Genomic DNA, 26,965 nt, shown 5'->3' with positions numbered 1-26,965 from the left:
ATCAACTTTTAAGTTGCAAAAACCAACACTGAATATAATAACTACACTTTACTTAAAATATACTTTAAATAACTTAAAAAACTATAAATATTACTTAAAATATACTTTAAATTGCATTCTTTTTTGACATTTTTTCACATTATCCTTCCTTTAGAAATTTATACATCCTCATTGTTTTCATTTTTCATAACACCATACCTCAACTCAATAAGCACAAAAAACCACCCTCTATTATCTAGAGGGTGGTCCATATATATCATTAAGAGTTTTTTAGATTTCTAAATTAGTCGTCTTTTCTTTGGCGTTTTCTTACAGCCACAGCAATACCCGCAAGTAATGCTCCGAATCCTGCTAATCCAGTGTCAACTCCACCTTCACCAGTGTTAGCTAGGCGTTTTGGTTGTACTTTTTCATCAGAGTTTGTTACTTTTCTGAAGACATGCACTAAGTTACCTTCTTTGTCTACGACAGTTCTTACGAATTCGTATCCTGGAACTTTTCCTGCTTCTTTAGTTCCTTTTTCTGATGGTTTTAGAGGATTTCCATTTTCGTCTACCCATGTTGTAGTTCTGTTTTCTTCTGGGATACGAGTAACTGGTTTGAAGATATGACGTACATTTCCATCTTTGTCAGTTACAGTTCTTACGAATTCATATCCTGAGATTTCTCCTGGAACTTTTGTTCCTTTTTCTACTGGTTTTAATGGATTTCCATTTTCATCTACCCATGATGTAGTTTTTTCTACTACTGGAGTTGTTACTTTTTCGTATACGTGTTTAACATCTCCATTTGGAAGTTTTTCAGTTTTCACGAATCTATATCCTGGGATATCTTTCTTCGGTTGTTCCCCTTCTTCTGTTGGATAGTTTGGAATTTCTTTTCCTTTGCTATCTACATAGCTTGTTTTAACTTTTTCGTATACGTGTTCTGTATCTCCATTTGGAAGTTTCTTAGTTTCTACGAATCTATATCCTGGGATATCTTTCTTCGGTGTTTCTCCTTCTTCTGATGGATAATTTGGAATTTCTTTTCCTTCTTTATCTTTGAAGAATGTTTTAACTTTTTCGTACACGTGTTTTGTATTTCCATCGTTGTCAGTTACAGTTTCTACGAATCTATATCCTGGGATATCTTTCTTCGGAGTTGTTCCATCTTCAGTTGGGTATCCTGGAATTTCTTTTCCTTCTTTATCTCTGAAGATAGTGTCTGGACGAACTGTCGGTGTGTAAGATGCAAAAATTGTTTTACCGTTTTTATCTTTTCTAACAACTGTTACACCAGATGCTGTTCCTACGAATTCTGGTTCTGGAGTGAACGTTACTTTTCCATTTGGATCGATAGTGTAAGTTCCTTGACCTGGTACTACTTTTGTAGTTTTTCCGTCTTCGAATGTTGGTGGTACATCTTTATCGATATCTCCTTCGAATACTGGAGTATTTGATTGAGGTTTACCTTTTGGCCCTTCAGATACTACATCTTTAGTTGATGTTGCTCCTAGAACTGTCGGTGTGTATTTCGCTGTTACTGGTGTTCCATTTTTATCAACACGTTTAACAGTTACACCTTTTGTTACACCTACGAAGTCTTTTTCTGGAGTGAATGTTACTTTTCCGTCTTTATCAACAGTGTAAGTACCTTCTCCTGGTACTACTTTTGTAGTTGAACCGTCTTCGAATGTCGCTGGTACATCTTTATCGATTTCTACTGTTTTGTTTTTACCGTTAACAGTTTCTGATCCACCTTTGAAGACTGGTGTTCCTTCTTGAGGTGTATTCTTAGGACCAACTGATGTTACATCTTCTCCAGATGGTGATACTGGAATTACTGTTGGTGTGTATTTCGCTGTTACTGGTGTTCCGTTTTTGTCAACACGTTTTACAGTTACACCTGTTGCTACACCTGTGAATTTTGGTTCTGGTACGAATGTTACTGTTCCATCTGGTGCTACAGTGTAAGTCCCTTCGTTTGGTACTACTTTTGTAGTTGAACCGTCTTCGAATGTTGCTGGTTTGTCTTCGTTGATTTCTACTGTTTCTTCTTTACCATTTACAGTTGTTTTTCCACCTTTGAATGTTGGTTTTCCTGTTTGAGTTTCACCTTGTAGATCTTTAGATTTAGCTTCTTTACCTTTTGGTGTTACCCCTAATACTGTTGGTGTGTATGTTGATTCAGCTGGCGTTCCGTTTTTATCAACACGTTGAACTGTTACACCTGTTGCACGTCCTGTGAATTTTGGTTCTGGTGTGAATGTTACTTCCCCACTATTCGGATCAATTGTGTATGTTCCTTCGTTCGGTACTTTAATAGTAGTTTTATCTGTTGGTTTACCAGTTTCTGGATCTACGAATTTCGCTGGTTTAGTTTTATCGATTTCTACTGTTTTCTCCACTCCATTAACAGTTGTTTTACCTGGTGTGAAGTTAGGAGTTGCTTTTTGTGTTGCTCCTTGGATACCTTCAGTAGTTTTTTCTTCACCTGTTGGTGTTACTGGTACTACAGTTGGTGTATAAGTCGCTGTTGCCGGTGTTCCATTCTTATCGACACGTTGAACTTTAATTCCAGAAGTTTTACCTTTGAATTGTGGTTCCGGTGTGAATGTTACTTCTCCAGTTTCCGGATTGATTATGTATGTTCCTTCATTTGGAACTTTTACAGTTGTTTCATCTGTTGGTTGTCCTGTTGTTGGATCTACTAGTTTAGCTGGTTTTGTAGTATCAATTTCTACTGTTTCTCCTTTACCATTAACAGTAGTTTTACCACCTGTGAATGTTGGTGTTGATTTTTGTGGTGCACCTTGAACATCTTGTGTTTCTTTTTCATCACCTTTTGGTGTTACTGGTTTAACGAATGGAGTGTATTTACCATTTACTGGTGTTCCATTTTTATCTTCACGTTGAACTTCAATTCCTTTAGCTTCACCAGTGAAGTTTGGTTTTGGTGTGAATGTTACTTTTCCATGTTCATCTATTGTGTATGTTCCTTCGTTCGGTACTTCTACAGATGTTGCATCTGTTGGTTTACCTGTTGTTGGATCTACTAGTTTTGGCGTTTTTTCTAGGTTAATTGGTACTTTTTTGTCACCTTCTTTGAATGTTGGTGTACCTTCTTGTGGTTTACCTTGGATTCCTTCTGAAGTAACTGGAGTCGCTGTTGGTGTTACTGGCGTAATGTATGGTGTGTAAGTAGTTTCTACTGTGATTCCATTTGTATCTGCAGCACGAACACGTACTGGTTGTACTTCCCCGTAGTATGTAGCATTAGGTGTTAATACTCCTACAGCTTTACCGTCTACTACTTCAAGAGTGTATTCTCCAATTACAGTTCCATTTGGATCTTTTGCAGGAACTTTCGGAGCTGGTTGTCCATTTTCATCTAATAATGTGTATGTTGCTGGATCAATCGGTACTGTTTTTTGAACTGCTACTTTTACATCTGGGTGATCGATATCAGGTACAGTCGTTTTATCTACCACACTATCGATGAATGTTAATGTTCCTTTTTGAACCTGACCTTGAACGTCTTGTGAAGTAGCTGGTTGTGCTTTTGGTTTAGCTCCGATAACGATTGGACGATATTTACCGATAGCTGGTTGTCCAAGTTTATCAACACGTTGAACGATTACCCCTTTAGCTTCACCAACGAACGTTTTTTCAGGAACAAATTTCACTGTTCCATCTGGTTGAAGAGTATATTCCCCTTCTCCTTCAACTTTTATTGGAGTTCCAACTGCTACCGGTTGTTTTGTCGCTGGATCAAGTACTACTGGTGCTACATTTTCATCGATTTCTACAGTTTTCTCTTCTCCACCGATTTCTACTGTTCCACCTTTGAACTTAGGTTTTCCGTGTTGTTCTTGACCTTGGATATCTGCAGAAATTACATCCCATCCTGTAGGTGTTACTGGGTGAACTACCGCTGTGTATTCTCCACGAGCTGGTGTTCCATTTTTATCTTTACGGATTACTGTTAATGTTGTACCTTTTCCTGTGAATGTTTTTTCTGGTACGAATGTTACTGTTCCGTCTGGAGCTACTGTATAAGTACCTTCTCCTTTAATTGTCTTAGTTGTATTACCATCTTCGAATGTTGCTGGTACAGTATCATCCATCGGTACAGTTTCTTCTTTACCATTTACTGTTGTTTTACCACCTTCAAAGGCTGGTTTACCACTTTGAGTTGCACCTTGGATATCTTCTGTGAATGCAACTTTACCAATTGGAGTAACTGGTTTAACAGTTGGTGTGTAAGTCGCCGTTGCTGGTGTTCCATTCGCATCTTTAACTTCTACTGTTGCTGGTACTGGAGTACCTACGAAGTCTTTGTTAGGCGTGAATGTTACTTTACCTGTTGTTGGATCAATTGTGTATGTACCAACTGTGTTTCCTTTAGCGTCTTTAGCTGGAATTGTTGGTTCATCAGTTGGTTTACCTGTTGTTGGGTCTACTAATTTAGCAGGTTGTGTTGCATCGATTTTAATTGGAGCAACTGGGTGTCCTTGCGTAAATGTTGGAGTTCCTTCTTGAGGTGAACCTTGGATTCCTTCTGAAGTTGCTGGTGTTCCTGTTGGTGTTACCGGTGTAATATTCGGTGTATAAGTAGTTGTTACAGGTGTTCCGTTTTTATCTTTTGCTTGAACAGTTACTGGTTCTACTTTACCAACATATGTTTTATCAGTCGGTGTAAATACCGCAACTGCTTTTCCATCTACATTCTTAACAGTGTATGTACCTACTACTTTTCCTGTAGCGTCTTTAGCTGGTACTTCTGTAGCTGGTTGTCCATTTTCATCTAATAATGTGTATGTTGTTGGATCGATTGGTACTTTTTTCTCAACACCATCGATTGTTGTTTTCGAATCGTTGAATGTTACAGGTTGCTCTTGAGTTGCACCTTGTACGTCTGTTGATGTTGCCGCTTCTGCAGTTGGAGATGCAGGTTCAACTACTGGAGTGTATTTTCCAGTCGCTGTTACTTCAACAGTAGCTCCTTCTTTATCAGTCGCATTAGCTGTTACTTTTACATCTACACCTTGAGCTGTTCCTGTGAATGTTGGAAGTGGAGTGAATTTTACTACACCTGTTGATGGATCGATTGTGTAAGTTCCTTCGTTTGGCACAACAACTTTTCCTTCATTGTCAGCACCTTCTAATGAATACTTAGCTGTATTTAGATCAACATTCGTACCATCTGGAGTGTTCTCTGGAGTGTTTAATTTAGAGAATCTTTCACTTCCTGGTTTAGAAGTTTGGACTGCCCCTTGTATATCTTTAGTTGTATCAGCATTACCTTTAACACCATATACTGTTGGTGTATATGTAGTTGATGCTCCTACTGTTACAGGGTTACCATCTTCTCCTGGGATAGTTACATTAGCTGCTACTGAAATTGGTTTAGCAGTTCCGATGTATCCTTGAGCTGGTGTGAAGCTTACTTTTCCTGTTGTTGGATCTACTGTGTAAGTTCCTTCATCAGTAGTTACAGAAGGTTTTTTCTCTCCTGTTGTTGGATCTACTAGTTTATAGTCAGATACAGTAGAATTTTCAGGAAGACCAGTTTTGAATCCTTTTTCCATAGTATCGCTTTGTGGAGTATCTTGAGCTCCTGAAGAAATTTCTGGTTTAGGTACTACGATGTAGTAAGTTGTTTCTGCTACTGCATCATCAGTTACTTCACCTGAATCTGTTCCTCCTACTGTTGGAGTTGTTACAACACCGTTTGAGTCTACTGCTCTTACTGTAACTTTATAGCTTCCATATTGTCCTAATGTGTAAGCTGCGATTTCTGGGTTTGCTAGGTTTGCTGCTGCAGCTGTTTTAAGTGCTGCACGAGCTGTTTCTACCGCTTTTTCAGCTTCTAAAGCAGCTGTACGTGTTGACTCTACTTCAGTATTTTTTGTTGATAGATTTGTTTGAGCTGTTGCTAGTTGCGCTTCAATAGATGCTTTAAACTCTTTGGCATGCGCAAGTTTTCTTTCTGCTAATTCTTGAGCTGTTGGAGAAATTGTACGTAATTTCAAGTTGTCTAATGCTGCTTGAGCATCTTCTACCGTTCTTGTTGAACGATCTAATAGTTCTTGAAGACGTGCTAATTCATTTTGTGAATCTTGTTGTTCTTTTACAGCCGTTGCTGCCGCTTGAGTTTTAGCTGCCGCTGTACGTTGTGCTTGAATATAAGCTGTTTCTTCAGCTTTCGCCGCATCAAATACTTTTTGGCTTCCATCTGGAGCTGTTACTGTTAATTTTGTTTTAATAGTATCTGAATCTGTTGCTGATGTTTTATCATCGATTGTATCTGTGAAATCAACGTTGGCTTTTTCTGATTTTAGTAAATCTACTGAAGCATCTTTTGCTTCTGAGTAACTTGTTGAAGTCCCTGTTGGTTTAGCATTTTGAATTGATGCTACGTCAGTTGAACCAGCTTCACGGTATGCTACATACCCTTTAAATCCTGATGCAGTCTCAACTTCCCAACCAGCATTTGATTCTTTAGCTGTTACTGCTGTACCGTCAGAAGATGTCCATTGGTTTGTTACTGAGTCATAACTTACTGTAACTATCATACCCTGTTCTGAAGATGTGTTATCTTTTTTAACTAGAGTCTCTGTACGTGTAACATTACCTACTGCTGTTACCTCACCATTTTTACGGATTTCTGCAATCTTATCCACTAATGTTGGCGCTGAAGATGTTGCATTCCATGTACGTTCAAATTCATAAACAACGAATTTAACATCACCATTTGCTTGAGCATCTGTATAAACACGACGTTCAATAAGAGTTGATGTACCATTACCATTGTCTTTTAATTCATAAGCTTTTTCTGTAGGTAATGAATATTTACCTGTTGCACGGTTAAATACCGCTTTATACGTATTACCTGCTGCGTCATTTACCATAGCAAATTCACGTTGAATATTTGCTTTAACCTTATCAGTTGTTGCTTTTGCCGCAATATTATCCACACCAACGTATTTTGTAGATTCTGGAGTCACTGTTAAGTTAATAGTTGATTCTCCTGAAGTTGCAACTGGCGCTAATACCGCTCCTTCTTGAACTGCTGTGTTTGTAGTTCCTGCAGCTACAACCCAGTTCCCGTTCTTAGCTACTAATTTAGTAACTGTTCCATCTGGCATTGTAATTTCAGCTTTATTCGCACCATTTGAAATTGCTACAGGTACATTTGTTGCATAAGCTTCAACATTCTTAACTGTAATCTTAGGTGCTACTGCGATTGTAATATTTTCATGAGCTTCTTGACCATACATATTCCAATCCTGATTTTTCGCATTGGTTGTATTGTTATAGTCTTTCGCATAAACAGCCGCTGTGAAAATTCCAGCTTCACTTGCTGTTCCAGTAATGTCTCCAGTTTTTGGATCGTAATTTAATCCTGGTACGACATCATTGATTGAAGTTTTACTTCCCGTATAATTACCGTTTAAGGCAGTATGGGCTGTGACAGTTTGTGGCCCGTTCTCGGTATTTACTTTAGATCCATCAACTGCAGTAAAGGTTGCTCCACTCGTGCCTCCAGGAGCCGTTTTTGAACCGGCAACAACTTTTTCTCCATTACTTCTGTATACATAATCAGCTCTTTCATCACGACTCATTCCATCGTTATCAACATATTTAATATTATGATTGACTTGGTCGCCTATTGTTACTAATTTTGATTTTCCTTGAATAACTGGTGCAGATGAATCTTGCCATCCTACCCATCCAGCTGTTAAGTCTCTGAAAGTAACTTGCTGAGTAGCTCCACCTTTCTCTACAGTTAAAACATAACGCATGTCATATACACCATTTTGAAGAGTAGATGCTACATATCCTTCTACAGTATCTGTAGTTGCATTATAAGCTAATCCAGGAGGTAAGTTGCTCATATCAACTTTTGTAATTGTATATCCTGCAGCAGTTGCCTCTGGTGATAAACTAAAACGTTTTTTTACATCTTTAAGATATACATAGTGGTTTCCTTGTTCATAAGTATAACCATAGATTTCTGTGGCTAGGTACTCATAGGCACCTCCTGCTCCCCATATTGTATTCCCATTAGTTTTTCCTGTAGCACGAATTTTACCTTTCCATAGTTCTGCTTCACGTCCTAGTTTCTGAGCTTCTGTTTTTGATAAAGGAATATCTGTACGTCCACTAACCCCGGCTTGTCCACTATTAGCCGCTGGTCTCTCAGTGTTCTCAGATTGATATCCATGAACATAAACTTTATAGTTAGCGTTACCATCTAGTACTTTGTAAGATTTACCTGTAGATCCAAGAAATTCACCATTTTCTTTTCTTAATTCTGTAGTAGAAGCTGTATATCCTTCGTTAGCTGAAAGAGCTACTCCATATCTACCGTCACGACGAACACCAGCGTTTTCTAATTCAGCATATACCGCTTTAATAGAGTTGCTTAATTCTTCAAGACTTCTTGCGATTTGTTCTTTAGTTACATTATCGCTTCCAAGTAAGTTGTTAGCTACTTTAATAACTTCTTCGTTTTTAGCTACAGCTTTTTCTACAGCTGGTTTTGCTTCGATTTTAACTTCGTTTTTACGAATAGCTTCATTAGCTAGTACGTTAGTTACTTCTGCCTCTGAAGTTACTTGAGTTAATTCTTTCTTAGCTTCTTTAACTTCTTTAGATTCTTTTGCTTCTGATTTTGCTTTTTCTTCAGCTTTTTTAGCTTCGTCTTTCGCAGCTGTTCCAGTTGCTTCTGATTCTGCCACTACTGAAGTTAGTACGTTTAGTGTTGTTACTTTCGTATTAACTTCATCTTGAGTAGCATTAGCTTTTGCGAATACTTCTTTTGCTTTCGCTAATTCTTCACGAGCTGTTTTTAATGCAACCTCATCAGCATTTTTAGCTGTTGCTAATTTTTGCTCTAAGTTTTCAATACTTGCTTTAAGAGCTGTTTTGTCAGCTGCTTTTGCTTCAGCTTTTGCAGGCGTTTCAGTTTTAGCTTCTGCTTTTGGTGCTTCAACTTTTTCAGCTACCGCTGATGCAACACTCTCTTTCGTATTTTCTACTTTTGCCGGTTGTGCTTCTGCTTTTGGTGCTTCTTCTTTTGCCCCTGCGTTTGTTGTGTTGTCCGCAGTTGTGTTATTAGAAACTTCCTCAGCTGCTTGAGACACTGCTCCAGCACCTAAAAAGATACTAGCACCGATTACTACTGATGCTGTACCAACTTTGAATTTTTTAATAGAGTACGATTCAACTTTTGTACCTTCTTTAGTGGTTTTTAAGTACTTGTTATTTTTTCCTACCATTAAAATTCCTCCTATTGATATATATAACTTTTTAGCGTTAAATTAAATATCTTCTCTTATGATATATTTTCTTCTAAACTAAAACTTTTTCAACTCTTTATCTATAATTTTTTGATTACGATATTTAACTTAAACGCATACTACTAATTTGAAATCCATTTTTTGAATTCCACTACTAATAATACCAAATATTATCCTTTTTGTCCAAAAAATAAACCTCTCGATCTACCTCTTTTTATTTAAAAAACTATAGATATTCAATATCCATAATTCTTCTTTATTTTGGAAAATACTGAAAAATAGCTTGGAAACAGCTTTTCAGAAGGTTTTCACCTGTATATTCAATTGATAATTAACTAAAATTATTATAAAATTTTTTTCTGATTATGAGGACTAATAACTCTACAAAACACCCAATATATACATATAATCGGATTAAATTTCTTTCATAAACTAAACACATGAAAAACTTTGGTATTATAAAGTTTTTATCTAATATTCTTTCTGATTTTCATCCATTAATTTTACCTATAAAATTATATTTTTTACATTAATAAAACAATTATTTTTACTAATTTAGACTAAAAATACAAACTATTATTTATTTTATATTCTATAATTTTTATATAAAAACCGAAGTATAGCATTTTTTAAACTACACTAATTACAAAATTACGGAACAAATATTATAGATATATCTCCACTCTGAAAAAAATCTCGAACATTGAAATTATCACCCATATTTTTATCAAACAATACTTTGTATAAATATTTACAATACGGCTCTCTGCTCTATTGACCAAGCTCTAGACGTATGATAGAATGAAAGCGTGGGATATTGTACATCTAACTATTATGTACAATATCTAGACAATTTTTTACAATTTGATTAATGACAATCAAGCAAGCACTTTTAATCAAATTTTATAAAGTTTCACCACAAAAATATACTTGAAATTATTCTACATGTGTTATGCATTCGAGGGTATAACACTCTATTCAAAGAAAAATTAAAATACGCACATATACCGGAGGGGTTTATGATTACAATTGAAAATATCAATAGAGTTATAGAAAAAATTAAAAATGAACATACAAAAGAATATATCGGAATCTCTGTCAACGGAGATAGAGGTCTTAATGTTAAAACTAGTAAATTCGGAGGAGTACCGTACATCGCAAAAGATGCCGAGGTACCAGTAGATGCAGAAGGCAATCAACTTGCACTTCTAGCTCAAATCAACTGCACTGAACTTCCAGAAAATGATATTTATCCTAAAGAAGGATTAGTACAATTCTGGATTTCACGCGATGATTCATTCGGATTAGATTCTAAAGGAACTAATGTTGTAAAATATATCAAAGATATAGACGAAAACATAACAAACGGAGATGTACTAAGTAAGTATCGTCTTCCTAGCGAAGATAACGACGAGGATTATTCACCATTCCAAGAAAAAGATGCATCATTTGCGTTAACTTTCAACAAAGGAACTTCAACAATTACAGCTACGGACTTCTTATTCGAAGATATCGCAAAAGACGCTATCCGAGAATTATTCCCAGAGGAACAAGTAGAAGATTTATACGAAGACCTTGATAGTGAAGTCTATGCAACTCTATTTAAAGCTTTTGATGGCGTTAAACACGCTATCGGCGGTTATCCAACATTCGTTCAATGGGATCCTCGTGATCCTGAGAATAAAGAAGCATACGACACATTACTTCTTCAAATAGAAAGTGAATGGGATCCAAACACAAAAGATAATCTAATTATGTGGGGAGATTCAGGAGTGGCAAACTTCTTTATCAACAAAGAAAAATTAGCAAACTTAGACTTTGAAGATACATTATTCAACTGGGATTGCTGCTAATTTTGCTTGGGGCTCTTTGTCAAATTCGGAATATAGAGAAAAATAGGAAATGAAATCTAGGCAGCAATTTGCTGCTTAGATTTTTTTTATTATTTAGTATAAAATCTTAATTAATGGAACGTTTAAAAGGACAGAAAGTAAAAATTTACTTTCTGTCCTTTTTGGGATTATATATTTTTATAATTTCTTAGAAGTCTGAAACATTATCCGAACCACAGTACGGACACGTTGGATACCCAAACCCTTGACTTTCAGCATCAAAATATCTGTTGCAATTATTACAATAGTATTCTACTTCTATCATCTTTATGTTTTTTTCGGGTAACTCTTGCAATTTCTTTATGAATTCCACTGCTTCCTTCATATTCATCAATAAATCACTTAACAAACGAGCATTAACATCTTGTACTTTTTCCATAATTAACAACCCCTTCTATACTTCTTTTCTTCTTCACTTTTATTATACTCCATTAATAGTAGTTTTTCTAATAATATATAATCTCATTTTCTTTCAAATAATGAATTCATGTTCCGAATTTCACAAAACAACCTACTAACCTCTGAGGAATCTATTCAACTACTATAACTACAATAAAACCCACCTTCGAAATGTATCGAAAGTGGGTCTTATTCTCGGCCTAATCCAAAAGACCTAAATTTTTACAAAGTGTATATGAGAATTCATAGACACAGTAGTTTATTGATATCTAAATTCGCTTTATAAAAGCTTTTTAGATATCTAATAAACTGTGTGGGGGTGACTCTGAAAAATCGATTTCTACGAAAAATCACGATTTTTGAGTCACTCCCATTTATTTTTAATCTTCGTTGTTTTTACGACGTCTTACTGCTGCAAGTAATCCACCGAAGATTGCCATTCCTAATCCAGCTAGCCCTGTGTTAGTTTCAGTTGTACCAGTGTTAGCTAGGCGTTTAACTTGAGTTGGCGCTTTTGGCGCTACTGGTTCTTCTGGAGCTTTAGGAGTTTCCGGCGTTGGTGCTGGAGTTGGTTTTGGCGTTGGTTGTGGTACTGGAACGTAGCTGATTGGTGTATCCTTAGTTGGATCGTTCGGTACGTTTGGTACTTCGTATCCTTTAGTTGGATCATTTGGATCAACTGGTTTCAACGGTACTAATGGGTTGTTTGGTCCAACTGGTTTTGTTGGATCTTGAGGTACCATTGGAGTGTGTCCAGGCACGTAAGGAACGATTGGTTTATCGCTTCCTGGTTTTGTTGGATCTTTCGGATCGTTTGGATATGGAATTGGATTTGTTGGTGTTCCTGGGATGTTTGGTACCCATGATCCTAACTTATCGTAAACAACTGTTTCGTTGATATCCTTGATTGTATCAGGTGTTACTTTAACATCTTTAGTTGATGATTCTAGATCACCATCTTTAGCGATGTATCCTTTAACAACTGGTACTGGGTATCCGTTGAAGATATCGTCGTTACGGTCTGTTGTCCATTCTCCATATGTGATTTCTCCTGTTACTAAGTTAATCTTAGCATCACGAGTGAATTTGATTGTTTCAACACGAGTTTCAGTTACTTCTTTTCCGTTACGATCTACATACTTGATAGTACGTGTAGCTGATTTCTCAGTTACAAGATCTTTCACAGTACTTGGCCATACTGGGCTATTTGGATCGTTAGGAAATACTGGTTTACCTGGTTCTGGTGTAGATGGTGTTACTGGAGTTCCATCTGGGTTCTTCGGTAAGTTTGGATCATTTGGATCTACTGGTTTACCTGGTGTAACTGGAATAATTCTTTCAGCTACTTTTACATTAAAGATTTGATCTACAGATTTATCTTTATCGAATACTCTATCTGTATCTTTAGATGGGAAGTCATTGCTTACTACTCTATATCCTGCTTTTTCAAGTTTTTCAATAGTTTTAGTTACTTCATCAACTTTATCTTTGTTGAAGTTAGCTCCTGAATCACCTTCATCTACTACTGGAGTTGATACAACTTTACCATTTTCATCTGCAAAGTTAGTAATAGCTTTTTGCTTATCTGTCACGTAGTTGATCGGTGTATCTACTCTTGGATCCGTTGGTACTGGCGGTACTTCATATCCTTTAGTTGGATCGTTTGGATCAACCGGCGTTAATGGAACTAGTGGATTATCCGGACTAATTGGTTTAGTTGGATCTTTCGGCACCACTGGCGTTGTTCCTGGGATATAAGGTACTCTTGGTTTATCTGTACCTGGTTTTGTTGGATCATTTGGATCTGTTGGATATGGGATTGGATCGATTGGAGTTTCTCCTCCTGGTACTTTTGGTACCCATGAACCAAGTTTGATATAAACTACTTCGATGTTTTCATCTTTAGAATCTGCAGTTAATCCTGTTGATGCTGGAACTATTTCTTGTTTAGCATCTTTTAGAATATATCCTTTAACAACTGGTGAAACTACTCTTACGAATGTTGTATCGTTATCTTTCGCAGTCCATTCGTTATAAGTAATTTCTCCTGTAACTACATTTAACTTAGCTCCACGAGTGAACGTTACTTTATCAGTAACAGTCTTAGATACTTCATTTCCTTTTTCGTCAATATACTTAATTGTACGGTTAACGTGACGAGTTGTTTCTAATTGTTTAATTAATTCATCTGTCCATTTCGGTCCTGTTGGATTATTTGGATCGATTGGTTGTCCAGGTTGCGGTGTTTTTGGATCATTTGGATCTTTCGGATCAAACGGTGGTACATCTTGAATATGAGGAGTTAACACTACAGTGTATTCTTGATCTTTGCTAGAGTCTTTATCAAAGTTTCCATCATTATCTTTACCATAGTTGTTACTTACTAAATCATATCCTTTTGCGATTAACTTAGCAATTTCAGCAGTTACATCATTTGCTTTTGTTAATGGCTCACCTGATTTACCTGATTCTTCAATAGTCACAGTTCCTGGAATTGGTTTTCCAGTTGGATCTACGAATTTCGTTACTGCTTTTTGAGTATCTTTTTCATAGACAATCGTTGTATCTTCTGTTGGGTTTTCAGGTGCCGGTGGAACATATCCTTTAGTTGGATCATTTGGATCTACTGGTTTCAGTGGATTTCCATTTGGATCTTTCGGTGTTGTTCCTGGTACATGAGGAATCACTGTTGTCGGTGTTCCTGGTTTCGTTGGATCTTTTGGATCGTTTGGATATTGAGGTTTGTCAAGTTTTGGTTCTTCAAATCCTTCTGGTACTTTCGGTACATATTTACCTAGCGGTGAGTAAACAACATTCACTGTAGAATCAGCTGCATTATAAGCCACATTATCTACTTTTTCTGCTGCTTTAATATCTGCAACATATCCTTCGATTACTGGAGACACTACTTCTGCTAACGTTTGAGGTTTTGTCCAATCAGAAGTATAAGTGATTTCACCTGTTACTTTGTTTAGATCACCTTTACGAGTATAACGAAGTTTTTGGTTAACAGTTTCCGCAGCTTCTGTTCCTCGCTTAGCTTCTTCTACTTTGTCAGTATTAGCATATCTGTAGTTAATTGTACGATTTACTTCTTCAATTAATCCAAGTTGTTCGAATGTACGTTGTTTTGGATCCCCTGGTACTTTATCCCCTGGTTTTGGAAGATCTGGTGTCGTTGGAGTTAGAGGTTTATCCGGATCGATCGGAGTAATTCCTTCTTTAACGATTACGTAGTAAACTTGGCTAATTCCTTTAGCACCTTTATCGTCTTTATCATCATATTTACGATTTGCTTCTCCGTAGAATGCTTCACGTTCTGCAGTATAAGCTGGATCAGTTGGCTCAACAACTTCATATCCTTTAGCTTCAAGATCAGCTTTTACTTTATCGACATTCGCAGTCTTAATTGCTTGACCTGTAACCCCTGCTTCCGCAACAGATACATGCACTGCAGTTCCGTCCGCTTTAACGAAGTGGATTAACGCTACTTGAGAACCTTCTTTAACATACGTAATTCTCGTATCTTGAGTTGGATCTGCTGGTTGTTTTGGAACTTCATATCCTTTTGTTGGATCATTTGGATCTTTCGGAGTTAATGGTTTTCCGTCTGGTCCTATTGGTGTTGTTCCAGGGATATATGGTACTACTGGTGTTTCAGTAGGCGTTCCTGGTTTTGTAGGATCTTTCGGATCATTCGGATATGGTTTTGGCGTTAAGTCAGTATTCGCTGGAGGTGTTACCCCTTCAGGAATTACCGGTACATAAGAACCAAGTTTACGATAGATAATTGTTTCTTCACTATCTTTATCCGTAGCTTTAACATTTGCTCGTTCTGTAGAAGCTTTCGCTGAAGCTACATATCCTTCTTTAGCTGGTGTTGGCACAGCATCGATTGTTGTATCATCACCTTTTGCTTTCCAATCACTGTAATTAGAGATTGCTCCAGTTACTGGATCTAAGTCAGCTGTACGAGTAAACGTTAATGTTTGCACATTATCTTCGATACCTGCATCCGTTCCATCTGCTAATCTGTAGCGAACAGTGTGAGTCACTTCTTCGATTAATCCTAATTCTTTATACGTACGTCCTTTCGGATCGTTTGGTACTTTATCTTCAGGTTTTGGAGTAACATTCGGCGTATTTGGATTCGTTGGTTTAGTTGGATCTAATGTTACTGGTTTTGTAGTATAGATTACTGTTTCAGTTACATCGTCTGCTCCTGCTGCAACTTCTTTAGCTGGTACCGTTGCTTTATCTGGAGTGTAATTCTTAATCTCTGGTGAAGTTACTTCTCCAAATGTTTGAGCTGGTGACCAGTCTCCAAATGTAATCTTACCAGTTACTGGGTTAATTGTTGCTGAACGTGTGAATTCTTTAGTTTCTTTTACTGGAGTAGCAGCTTCTTTACCATCTGCGTAAACATACTTGATTGTACGTTTAACCTCATCTTTACGTCCATCTTCTAACTCTTTGATTAAATCTGGAGTCCATTTTGGTCCATTTGGATTATTTGGATCGATTGGTTTTCCTGGAGTCGGAGCTGGATCATTTGGATTTACAGTTACTGGTTTAACTGTTACAAGAACTTTATATTCTTGATTTGTTGTTGCATCTGCATCGAATTTACCATCTGTTGGGTAGTTATTTTCTACTACTGTATATCCTTTAGCTTTCAGAGCTTCAATAGTTTTCTCTACTTCTGCACCTTTAGTGAAGGCTTTTCCTGTATCTCCTGTATCAACGATTGATTGAGCCACTCCACCTTTTTCTACTTTATCTGTCGCATTGTTAACTTCGATGAAGTGTGTTACCGCTACTTGAGATCCATCTTTCACATAAACGATTGTAGTATCTTCAGTTGGGTTCGTTGGTGCTGGTGGATTATATCCTTGTTTTGGATCATTCGGATCTTTCGGAGTTAATGGTTTACCATTTGGACCTACTGGCGTTGTACCTGGTACATACGGAATCGTAGTTGTAGGTGTACCTGGTTTTGTTGGATCTTTTGGATTATTTGGATATTGTGGATTTTCAATTGTCGGAGGAGTGAATCCTTCTGGAACAACTGGTACAAATTTACCTAAATCTTTGTAGATAACTTTTTCAACAATATCTTTATCTGTTGCATTAACACCTGTTACGTCTTTCTTAGATGCCTCTACATCTCCTGTTGCTACATATCCAGTTTTAACTGGTACTACAGCTTTACCTTCAAGAGTTGTATCGTTATCTTTAGCAGCCCATTCACTATAAGTAATTTCACCTGTAGCTCCATTTACTGTCGCTGTACGTGTGAAACTTACTGTAGTTTCAAATTTAGATTCTGCTTCAGTTCCACGTTTAGTAGCATCCGCTACATCATCTGCATAAGTATACGTAATTGTACGTTTTACTTCTTCTTTTAATTTAAGATCTTTATATTTTTTTCCATTTGGATCTTTTGGATTTACCGGTTTATCTGAATCAAAGTTCGGATCATTCGGATCTATTACAGTTTGTTTCACTTTGTAAATTACAACTTCTTCATAATCTTCTGCATCTGCTGTTACAGTTTTCGCTGGTACATCGCTAGTTGCTGGATTATTTACCAACGCTGATGTATATCCATCAATCGTTGGAGTTGCTACAGCTTCGAATCCATCTGTTGTCTTAGGTGTCCATTTTCCGTATTCAATTTCACCTGTCGCTAGGTTAACTTTTGCTGTTCTTGTGAATTCAAGTGTTTGAACTTTCTTACCTGCTACCGCTGTTCCAAGTTTATCGTCACCAACCGGAGTTGCATCTTCGTATACATACTTGATTGTACGTGTTACAGATTCAGTAGTCTTCAGATCTTTAACTGATTCTGGCCATTTTGGTCCATCTGGTTTTGTTGGATCTACTGGTTGACCTGGAGTTGGTTTAGGATTATCATTGCTTGCTGGTTTTGTTGGATCGAATGATGGAATATCAACTACTTTTGCTTTGAATGTTACTGTGAATTCTTGGTTTGTTTTCGCATCTGCGTCGAATACTTTCTCTGCGGCTGTTGATGGATAGTCTTTTTCACCTGCGTTTACGTTAGCTACTTTTTCATATCCACGAGCTAAAATCTTATTGATTGTTGCAGTTACTTCTGCATCTTTAGTGAAGGCTTTTCCTGTATCTCCAGAATCTACTACTGAAGGCTCTAGTCCTTTTCCAGTTGTATCTACAAATTTCGTTACCGCTATTTGTGAACCATCTTTAACGTAGATAATTGATGTATCTTTCGTTGGATCTGTTGGCGCTGGTGGTAAGTATCCTTTAGTCTTATCATTCGGATCTTTCGGAGTTAATGGTTTCCCATCTGGTCCTACCGGTGTTGTTCCTGGTACATGAGGAATCACTGTTTCTGGTGTTCCTGGTTTAGATGGATCGTCTGAGTTTGGATATTGCGGTTTATCGATATTCGGTTTGTCGAATCCTTCTGGTACTACTGGTACATATTTACCTAGTGCTTTGTACACTACTTTTTCCGTAATATCTTTGTCAGTTGCGTTTACTCCTGTTACATCTTTCTTAGATGAGTCTACGTCTCCTGTTGCTATGTATCCTTCTACTTTTGGAAGTTCTGCTTTTCCTTCTAATGTAGTGTCGTCATTTGTAGCTACCCATGGTCCGTATGTGAATTCTCCATTTTTCGGATCAATTGTTACCGCGCGTTTGAATTCTACTCTGTTTGTGAATGCATCTGCTACATTTGTTCCTTTTTTAGCTGCATCGGCTTCTTTTAATTCTTTTTCATCTGTTGAGTAAGTGTAAGAAATCGTACGTGTTACTTCTTCTTTACGAGCGTCTTCTAATTTCTTAATTAGTTCTTCTGTCCATTTTGGCCCATTTGGATTATCTTTATCAATAGGCGTATCTTTCGTCGGTGTTGGATCATTTGGTTGTACCGTTATCGGTTTAACTTTTCTGTATATTACTGTTTCGGTAATATCTTCTGCTTCTGCCTCTACCGTTACCGCTGGTACTGTTTCTGTACTTACGATATGGTTAGCTAATTCTGGAATATCCATCGCTGTTGGTGAAGCTACAGCTGCAAGTTCTTTCGCTGGTGTCCAATCTCCGTATGTAATGTCACCAGTCGCTAAGTTTACTTTCGCTGGTCGTGTGAATTCTACAGTTTGTTCTACTACTTTTTGTGCACCTGTTGCTGGATCTATTACTGGTTTTCCATCTTCATATACGTACTTAATTGTACGTTTTACTGTATCTGTAGTTTTTAGATTTTTAACTGATTCTGGCCATTTTGGTCCATTATTATCACCTGGAACTACTGGTTGACCTGGAGTCGGTTTTTCAGAGTTAGGATCTGTTGGTACATCTTTAATAATAGGTTTGAATGTTACTGTATATTCTTGGTTTGTTGATGCATCTGCGTCGAATACTCTAGCTGTTGCTTCTGTCGGATATGGCGTTTCACCGTTTTTGTTTTCAACTTTTTCATATCCACGAGCTAAAATCTTGTTGATTGTCGCAGTTACATCAGCATCTTTAGTAAAGGCTTTCCCTGTATCTCCTGTATCTACTACTGAAGGTTCTAATCCTTTACCAGTTGTATCTACAAATTTCGTTACCGCAATTTGAGTACCGTCTTTAACGTACGTAATTGTTGTATCTCCAGTTGGTGTAGTTGGAGCTGGCGGTAAGTAACCTTCTTCCTTGTTATTAGGATTCTTCGGTGTCAACGGTTGTCCATTTGGCCCTACTGGTGTTGTTCCTGGTACGTATGGAATCGTTGTTGTAGTCGTTGGATCCCCTGGTTTAGATGGATCATCATTGTTGTTTGGATATTGTGGATTTTGAATTGTTGGTGGTGTGAATCCTACTGGTACTACTGGTACGTATTTACCTAGGGCTTCATACACTACTTTATCCGTAATATCTTTATCTTCTGCTTTAACTGATGTTACATCTTTCTTAGATGCTTCTACATCTCCCGTTGCTACATATCCTGGGATAACTGGAATAGTTGTTTTTCCTTCTAATGTATCGTCAGGGGCTGTTGCACCAGCTGGTGTTGTTGGCTTCCAATCTTCATAAGTAATTTCATTTGTTACTGGGTTTACTTTAGCAACACGATTGAAGTTAACTTCAGTTACAAATGGAGTAACTTCAGTGTTATCTTTAACAACATTAGCTCCACCTTTATTTCCGTCTTTTTCAGCTTGATTTAATTTGTTTGTATCCTCTGAATAAACGTATGAAATTGTACGTGTTACTTTTTCAGTGTTTTTAAGTTTTGCTAGTAACTCATCAGTCCATTTTGGTCCATTTGGATCACTTGGATTAATAGGTTCATCTTTCTTAGGTTCTTTATAACCCGGAGCTTTTGGATCAACTGTGATTAGTTTAGTTTTATAAACTACTACTTCTTCAAAGTCTTTATCTGTAGCCGCAACAGTTTTCTCTGGCACATTAGCTGTTGTTGGAGTTACTCCTGCAACTGCCGCCGTGTATTTTTCTAATACTGGAGAGGTTTCTGCTTCAAATGTTTGGTTCGCCGACCAATCTCCATATGTGATTTCTCCTGTCGCTACATTAATCTTACCAGGACGAGTGAATTTAAGTGTTTTAACTTTTTTATCAGCTACACTTGCTAAATCAGCTTCCGCTACTGGTGTACCGTCTTCGTATACATACTTAATTGTACGTGTTACTTCTTCTTGTACTTTTATAGCGTTGATTAATTCTTCTGTCCATTTTGGTCCACCTGTATTATTTGGATCGATTGGTGTTACACCTGGCGTTGGTTTTGGATTATCGTTACTTACTGGTTTAGTTGGATCAAATGATGGAATATCAACTACTTTAGCTTTGAATTTCACAACATATTCTTGATCAACTGCAGCATCTTTATCAAATTTATCTGTTGATACAAATCCGTTATTTACTAGTTCGTAACCTTTCTTAACAAGCTCAGTAATCTTATCAGTTACTGAAGTCGCTGTTGTAGCTGGGTAAGCCGCTTCTGATTTACCTGTCACAACAACTGGCTCTGCAAGACCTGGAGTAATTACTTTATTAGTATTAGTAGCATCTACTTCTACGAATTTAACTACCGCTTTTTGTGGCGCTGGTGTATACGTAACTGTAACTTTATAATCAGGTGCTTCTGCATCAATCGATGTAGTTGCTTCTACAGTCGCATTATCTGGAGCATATCCAGTTACATCTGGAGAGTTAACTAGGTTAAACTTATCATCTTTAGATTTTTCTGCATCCGATAATGTAATTCCCGTTGCTTCTCCTCCTTTAGGAGTCCATGGTCCAAATGTTACAATTGCTTTTTGTGCAGGTGTTGCATCTGCCGCTATCGCTTTTGTTGTAATGTGATCATAGAATGTTTTACGAGCTGCAAATTCAGCATCAGAACCATAAGGGTTAGCATCCGCTACTGCTTTGTAAGCTGCATATTGTGTTGGATATTCTTTCGCTGCAAGTACGTGATCAATTGTACGGTCACGCTCATAAGTTAATTTTTCTGTAACTGTTGAAGCAGCTGTTTTTCCACGTTTATCTGCTGGTACTTCATCGGTATCTGCATATTTATATTCAATAGTACGAGTTACTTCTTGAGTATCTTTAATCTTACGAAGAACTTTTTTATGACGAAGATACACATTAAATGGTTGGTCTACATCTTTATCATCATCAAACTTACGTCCACCTGAGATAGCATTTCCCTCTGCATCATTTGTGTAGTCATCTGTTACTAATTCATAACCAAGAGCTTCGTATTTTTTGATTGTTTCCGCTGTTGAATAAGGAATTGTTGTATGTGATTTACCTTGAAGTTTCTCAACACTATAAGTTGTTTTTGCGTCTGCACCTGTAGTAGGAGTCGCTACTGCTGTTTGCACTTCAAGAATACGAGCATCACCTGTCGCATCTAAATCGATGTAAGTAACATTCGCTTTTTGTTTATCCGCTTTATAAACAACATACATATCGAAGTTATCTTTATCATCTGATCTTATTGCTGAAGAGGCTGGTTTATACGTTCCGACATCTTTTGTATTTCCAGTAACCGGCTTATAAGCACCGATATCCTTCGCGTCTTTAATATGAGCCATTTCTCCTGTCGCATTCGGAGCGTTATATCCTAAAGTTACAACATTTGCTGTATAACCTTTTACAGTAGGAGAAACTATACTACTCATTACTTCATTATTTTCCCCATGTTTCCAATCAGAAATAATCAATGTCCCTTGAGAGAATTTAGTACCTTTAGGTATTTCAGTACCGGCTGTATATTGTGTTCCATTCACATCTCTCACTGTATTCGCTGCTACCATTGGTTGGTCTAAAACACCATCTTCATCGAACATTTTATAAGTACGATTAAAGTTTAATGTTTGAGAACGTGTTACTGGCTCATTATTAATTGATAAAATCGGATTATTATTTTTATATGAATCTTGACTAGTTGCTGTTGCATCATTATCACTTTCATAAACATAATGAATTGTACGTGTAATTGATGCTTTAGTATCCGGTGTTACAATTGGTGTATATTTAGCTCTACCATAGTCAGTACCGTATTTTTCTGTAACTGGATCTCCTGGAACCTTATCATTATAGTCGATATCTGGTTGAACTAAATCTACACCTGTTCCTCGACCTACAAATCCTGGTTCTGGCGTGAACGTAACTTCACCTGTTGGTTTTCCACTTGAATCTTTTACAAGTTCGTATACCCCTTCACCTGTGATTGTTACTTTAGAATCATTGGTATTAGCTAAATCATAGCTACGTGGCACCTCAGTTATTGCTCCTGTTACAGGATCAAGGTGTGTTGCACTTGGTAATACAACTTGGTTTAATGGTAATATTTTCTTGATAGTAGTTCCTGCTGGAATCGTGTTAGTTGCACGATATTTACCATCAATTTTTACAACATCTCCTTTTGCTACAATTTGACTTATAGATGTTTCTTTAGCCAAAGTAGGAATTTTTCCTCCACTTTCACGTGGAATAGTATCACCTGTATTATAAGTAACATTATTCCAAGTATTATTAGCTGTCGACACTAGTGAATTTTTAAGTTTAGCTCCTGTTGGAATTCTTCCTCCGGCAGGAATAGTAGTCTCTGTACCGTTGGCTAGAGTAACAACCGTGTCTGCTGTAACAGGATGAGGATCAACTGGACTAGATCCCGCTGGGATAGTTTTTCCAGTAACAAGTCGAACATTATTCAACACAACAGATCCAGTACCTGTAACAACTACGTCAGCATCTTCTGCAATTTTTGCACGTACAGGTAATTTTTCTTTATCAGGTGTGTATGTAACTACTTTACCATCTGCTAGTGTTATCGTAGTAGGTTTACTTACTTCAGTATCACTATCATAAGTAACTTTCTTACTTTCTAATGTATCTGCCAATCTTATTTTTTCTTTTTTATTTAAAATTTCAAATGAATATTTAGAGTCAGTTATTCTGTCCCCTGTTTCAGTTTCGACTGTTCCATAAACCGGGATTTGTGGTTTTGCACTTTGTTTTTTACCTTGACTATCCGTTGTAGTTGTGTCTTCACCTACTGGACGAACATCGATAACAGTTGGAATATAGCTAGTATCCATAGTCTTAGTGCCGTTAGTACCGTTATTTGTATTCTCTAATATTTTATCTTTATCTGCAAGATTTGTACTAGTTAATGAATCTCTAATTGTATCTTCAGTAGCTTCCCATCCTGTATGACTACCATTATCATCCCATGCACGGATAGCAACCCCTTTAGCTGTACCTACATAACCAGGTTCTGGTTGGAATGAAATTTTTGTATAATTTAACGAACCATTCTGGATATTTTTTCCTTCTGTAGAGCCTTCGTTAAGTTTATAAACCCCTACCTTGTTACCTGCTGTATCATATTCAGTATACTCTGATAAATAATATTCTGCTCTTCCTGTTAATTTATTCGTTACTTTAACAGCTGTACCAAGAGTATTTCCTCTTGCATCTTTAACGACTACCTCAGTACCATTATAAATTGTTTGACTTAGGTTGTCTTTCACCTCAACAGTTTTACCTGTTGGTTCTTCAGATTTAACAACTGTATCGTTTAACACCATCTTAGGTGCTGTATTATTATCTATTTGAGCCCATTGTTTGTAGTTAGATACTATTGTTTTACCGCTTGCAGTGAACATTGCATTTGTAGGTAAATTTACCTCTTGTTTTTGACCTTGTAACCCTTTAGTTACATGACTTGTTCCACGCGGCTGGTGAATAACATTAGCAACAAAGTCTTCCACTTCTCCAGAGGATGCTAATCCTGTAGGTAACCTCAAATCATTCTTATCTACAGATACACGCAAACGAACTCCAAGGTTGTCTACAGATGTATTTAATAATTGTGGAGTATTCTTAAATGTAATATCGTATGTTCCATCAGCATTTGCTGTTACTAATTCAGATGATTCGTAAAGATCAAATTTACCATTACCATTAAAGTCAACCCATCCACGAACATATGCTACATCATTATTAACACCACGATTTACTTTTACACCTTTTAGTACATACTCATTTTCACTTGCACGACGAAGCGTATATTTTGTCGCTACTCTTGAATCTAAAAGTTGCCCTTCTCCTTCATCAGGTAAGTTACCAACACCAAGACCACGTGTCGCTTGGTTATATAACCCCTTAATCGGAAGACCATCCCCACCTTTTAACGTATTCGCTGTAGCAAGTATTTCACCATTTTTAATAGCTACTTGCGTTCCATCTTCCATACGAATTACTGGATTTTTACCATCTAACAAGTATGTTCCTGATTGACCTTTAGAGTTAGTAACTTTAGTTGTACCACTTACAAGGCTAATTTCTTTATAGTCTTCTGAGTTAACTAAGTCATCAAGCACCCAGGCTCCGTTTGGTTCTCCTATCGTTGTTCGGAAGTCTGAATCTGCAGGAACATCTCCTAAATATGGTTGAGTATGAACTACTTGTGTTCCATTTTTCTCACTATTAAAGTTACCTATAATATGTTGTGCAGAACCATAAGAAGATGAGGCATCTCCTCCGTCATAAATAACAAAACCTACAGTTGCTGATTGGCTACCATTGGCATTAATGTAGACTCCTAAGTTCTCAACATTTTGAGAAAGCCCTATAGGAAGATCATATCCCCTATTAATACCTGAATCAAAAGGTCCAAATAATTGACTACCATAACCTGTTTCTGTTTTGTTAGCCCACTCAGAAAGGTTATAACCTGTAGTTAACTTAGTGTCTGTTTTTCTATCAAAAGTATATGTAAAGTTATGGTCAACATTTCTATTTGGGAATAAACCTTGAGAGTTTGTTTTGTTTTTATTTAAACGCATGAACTCTTCCCAAGGCGTTCCATCAGATTCGAATTGTGTAAATTCTGCCACACTTAAATCTTCTGAATCAACGGCAATGGCATTAACAGCTACTGGACGACCATTATATGTTGCAGATAATTGGAATTTAACCCCAACGTTACCACCATCATAGGCTGGTGCAAAGGCTGTTAATCGTTCACGAGTTATCCCTCTTGAATCCTCATATTTAGTTTCAAATCCTGCTAATCTTAAATGACTCCAGTTTGGATCTTGTCTTGTAACAATGACATCTTCACGTTGAACAACACCATCAACCGGACTTCTATTGATATTCTCAGGTTCGCCATTAGCTTTATTTAAAGTATATGTTTCTGTTGTAACTTTCTTACGTGAAAGAGAACTTACCGTTGCACTTAATGTATATCCTTTTACCTTGGTTGGTACATCAAATCGCATACCTTCTTGAAGAACTTCGAATATTTCATTATTTCCTCGACCACTAGATTGATTCTTTTGTACTTCATTTTTTACATCATTATATGTTTTCCATAACGTATATTTAGCTAGTCCAGACGCTAAGAATGCTGGATCGTTAGTTTTCTTACCTACTAATTCTGGGTGTGTAGTCGACTCAAGAACTGTACGAACCATTGTAAAACGTCCACGTTCTTGACGACCTTTAGAACTAGTGAAATCTACCATAGCTGGATTATCAACGTATTCAACAGGACCAACTTTTGTTCCATCATTATATGTAATAGATGCTGTAGCAAAGTCAAACCAGTTAATTGCTTCACGAAGTTGACTGTAGTTTTTCTCACCAGCCGAACCATAAGAAACATCAGAAATTGCAAACCCATGTGTCTTACTACCATTTTGGTCTACTCTTCCGTTTGCTAATGTTATTGTCGCTACAGGTTGACCAAGATTCCCTTGACGTTTAACTTCAATTTTATCTTCAGCTGTTAAAGTTGGATTTGCTGTACGAATTTCTTTTTCAATCGCACGCGCTTCTTCGTCAGTGATAGCACCAACGTTGTTAACAACAACTTTGTTTATTGGGTTACTAATATTAACAGTTGTTGAAGCAGCATCTGCTAATAACCCTTCTAACTTACCACGGTGACCTGCTCGTTGCATTGTTGCATAAACAGCTTCGATAGCTCTTTCTAACTCTTTACGTTCTCTTTCTGAATCACTCTTAGTTGATGAATCAGAGTTGAATACGCCTAAAGCTTTAGCTATTTGTTTTTTCGCTATTGCTACCGCTGCTTTGATTTCAGCTTTTTTAGATTCTTCTTTTACTGATTTCTCGGCAAATGCAGTTGCAGTTTGGTTAATAACTTTTGCTTCTGAAATAGTTTTTTCTAATTCTTCTTTTGCTGATTTAGTTTCTTTAACTTCTTTTTTATCTTCAGCCTTTTTGTCTTCAACTTTCTTGTCTTCAACTTTTTTAGCTTCTAGAGATTTGTTAAGGAAGCTGATTGAGTTTTCTAATGTAACTGTTTGTGCATTTACCTGTGCTTGAGTTGCATTTTCATCAACAATAAGGTCTTTAGCTTTATTAAGTTCTATCGCCGCATCAACAGTTAATTTTTGTTGAGTTTCTGATAGTTCACGCCCTGCAAGAGTTACGAATAAATCGTTTAAACGATTAATCTTCTCTTGTAGTTTTGTTTTAACAGCACTAGTTTTAACTACTGTGCTTTCAACTGTTTTTTCAGCTGTTTTCTCAGCTACTTCTGCTTTAGGCGTCTCTACTTTTTCGGTAGTTTTGTCATTAGCAGTAGTTTCAACTGGTGTTTCTTGCTTAGTAGTTTCCGCTGCTTGAGCTGCTCCACCAAGGAATAAGAAACCAGAAGCTATTAATACTGATGCAGTTCCGGCATTAAACTTTTTAATACCATACTGATTAATCTTCTCAGCTTGCTTTTTGTCGTTCATTTTAATATTATTCTTACTAAACATAACCTTCTCCTTTTTCTTTAAAAATAAAATCATAATGACTGTATCGTACCACACTATAGAATTAATAATAA

Annotated in this window: 4 protein-coding genes; 1 reads left to right on the top strand and 3 read right to left on the bottom strand. The window is 36.9% G+C overall.

The window, feature by feature from the left end; translation table 11 throughout:
* Positions 1–283: 283 nt before the first annotated feature.
* Entirely contained in the window at positions 284–9,268 is an 8,985-nt protein-coding gene (locus O3884_RS04650; protein WP_371452038.1) for a YSIRK-type signal peptide-containing protein, read from the bottom strand.
* Positions 9,269–10,308: 1,040 nt separating this feature from the next.
* On the opposite strand from O3884_RS04650, the gene O3884_RS04645 reads away from it, so the two are divergent.
* Positions 10,309–11,142, top strand: a complete 834-nt coding sequence (locus O3884_RS04645; protein ID WP_371452036.1) for a YwqG family protein — start codon at positions 10,309–10,311, stop codon at positions 11,140–11,142.
* A gap of 187 nt (positions 11,143–11,329) precedes the next feature.
* Here O3884_RS04645 and O3884_RS04640 read toward each other — a convergent pair whose 3' ends face one another.
* Both O3884_RS04640 and O3884_RS04635 read right to left on the bottom strand, forming a co-directional pair.
* Positions 11,330–11,560 carry a hypothetical protein gene (locus O3884_RS04640; protein WP_371452035.1) on the bottom strand — a complete coding sequence of 77 codons (231 nt, stop codon included), beginning with the start codon at positions 11,558–11,560 and terminating at the stop codon, positions 11,330–11,332.
* A 400-nt stretch (positions 11,561–11,960) separates the two neighbouring features.
* The gene (locus O3884_RS04635) at positions 11,961–26,894 is read right to left on the bottom strand and encodes a mucin-binding protein (RefSeq protein WP_371452033.1); all 14,934 of its coding nucleotides are present in this window, start codon (positions 26,892–26,894) and stop codon (positions 11,961–11,963) included.
* Positions 26,895–26,965: the final 71 nt, after the last annotated feature.

Origin of the sequence: Gemella sp. 20925_1_85, from assembly GCF_041433735.1 — a bacterium.
GTDB lineage: Bacteria > Bacillota > Bacilli > Staphylococcales > Gemellaceae > Gemella.
Note: the sequence above shows the minus strand (reverse complement) of the source record. Positions and strands in the feature narration are given on the sequence as shown.

What these genes read in the sequence shown, in the direction of transcription:
- O3884_RS04650 (WP_371452038.1), bottom strand. Translation starts at nt 9,268, where the DNA reads ATGGTAGGAAAAAATAACAAGTACTTAAAAACCACTAAAGAAGGTACA.
- O3884_RS04645 (WP_371452036.1), top strand. Translation starts at nt 10,309, where the DNA reads ATGATTACAATTGAAAATATCAATAGAGTTATAGAAAAAATTAAAAAT.
- O3884_RS04640 (WP_371452035.1), bottom strand. Translation starts at nt 11,560, where the DNA reads ATGGAAAAAGTACAAGATGTTAATGCTCGTTTGTTAAGTGATTTATTG.
- O3884_RS04635 (WP_371452033.1), bottom strand. Translation starts at nt 26,894, where the DNA reads ATGTTTAGTAAGAATAATATTAAAATGAACGACAAAAAGCAAGCTGAG.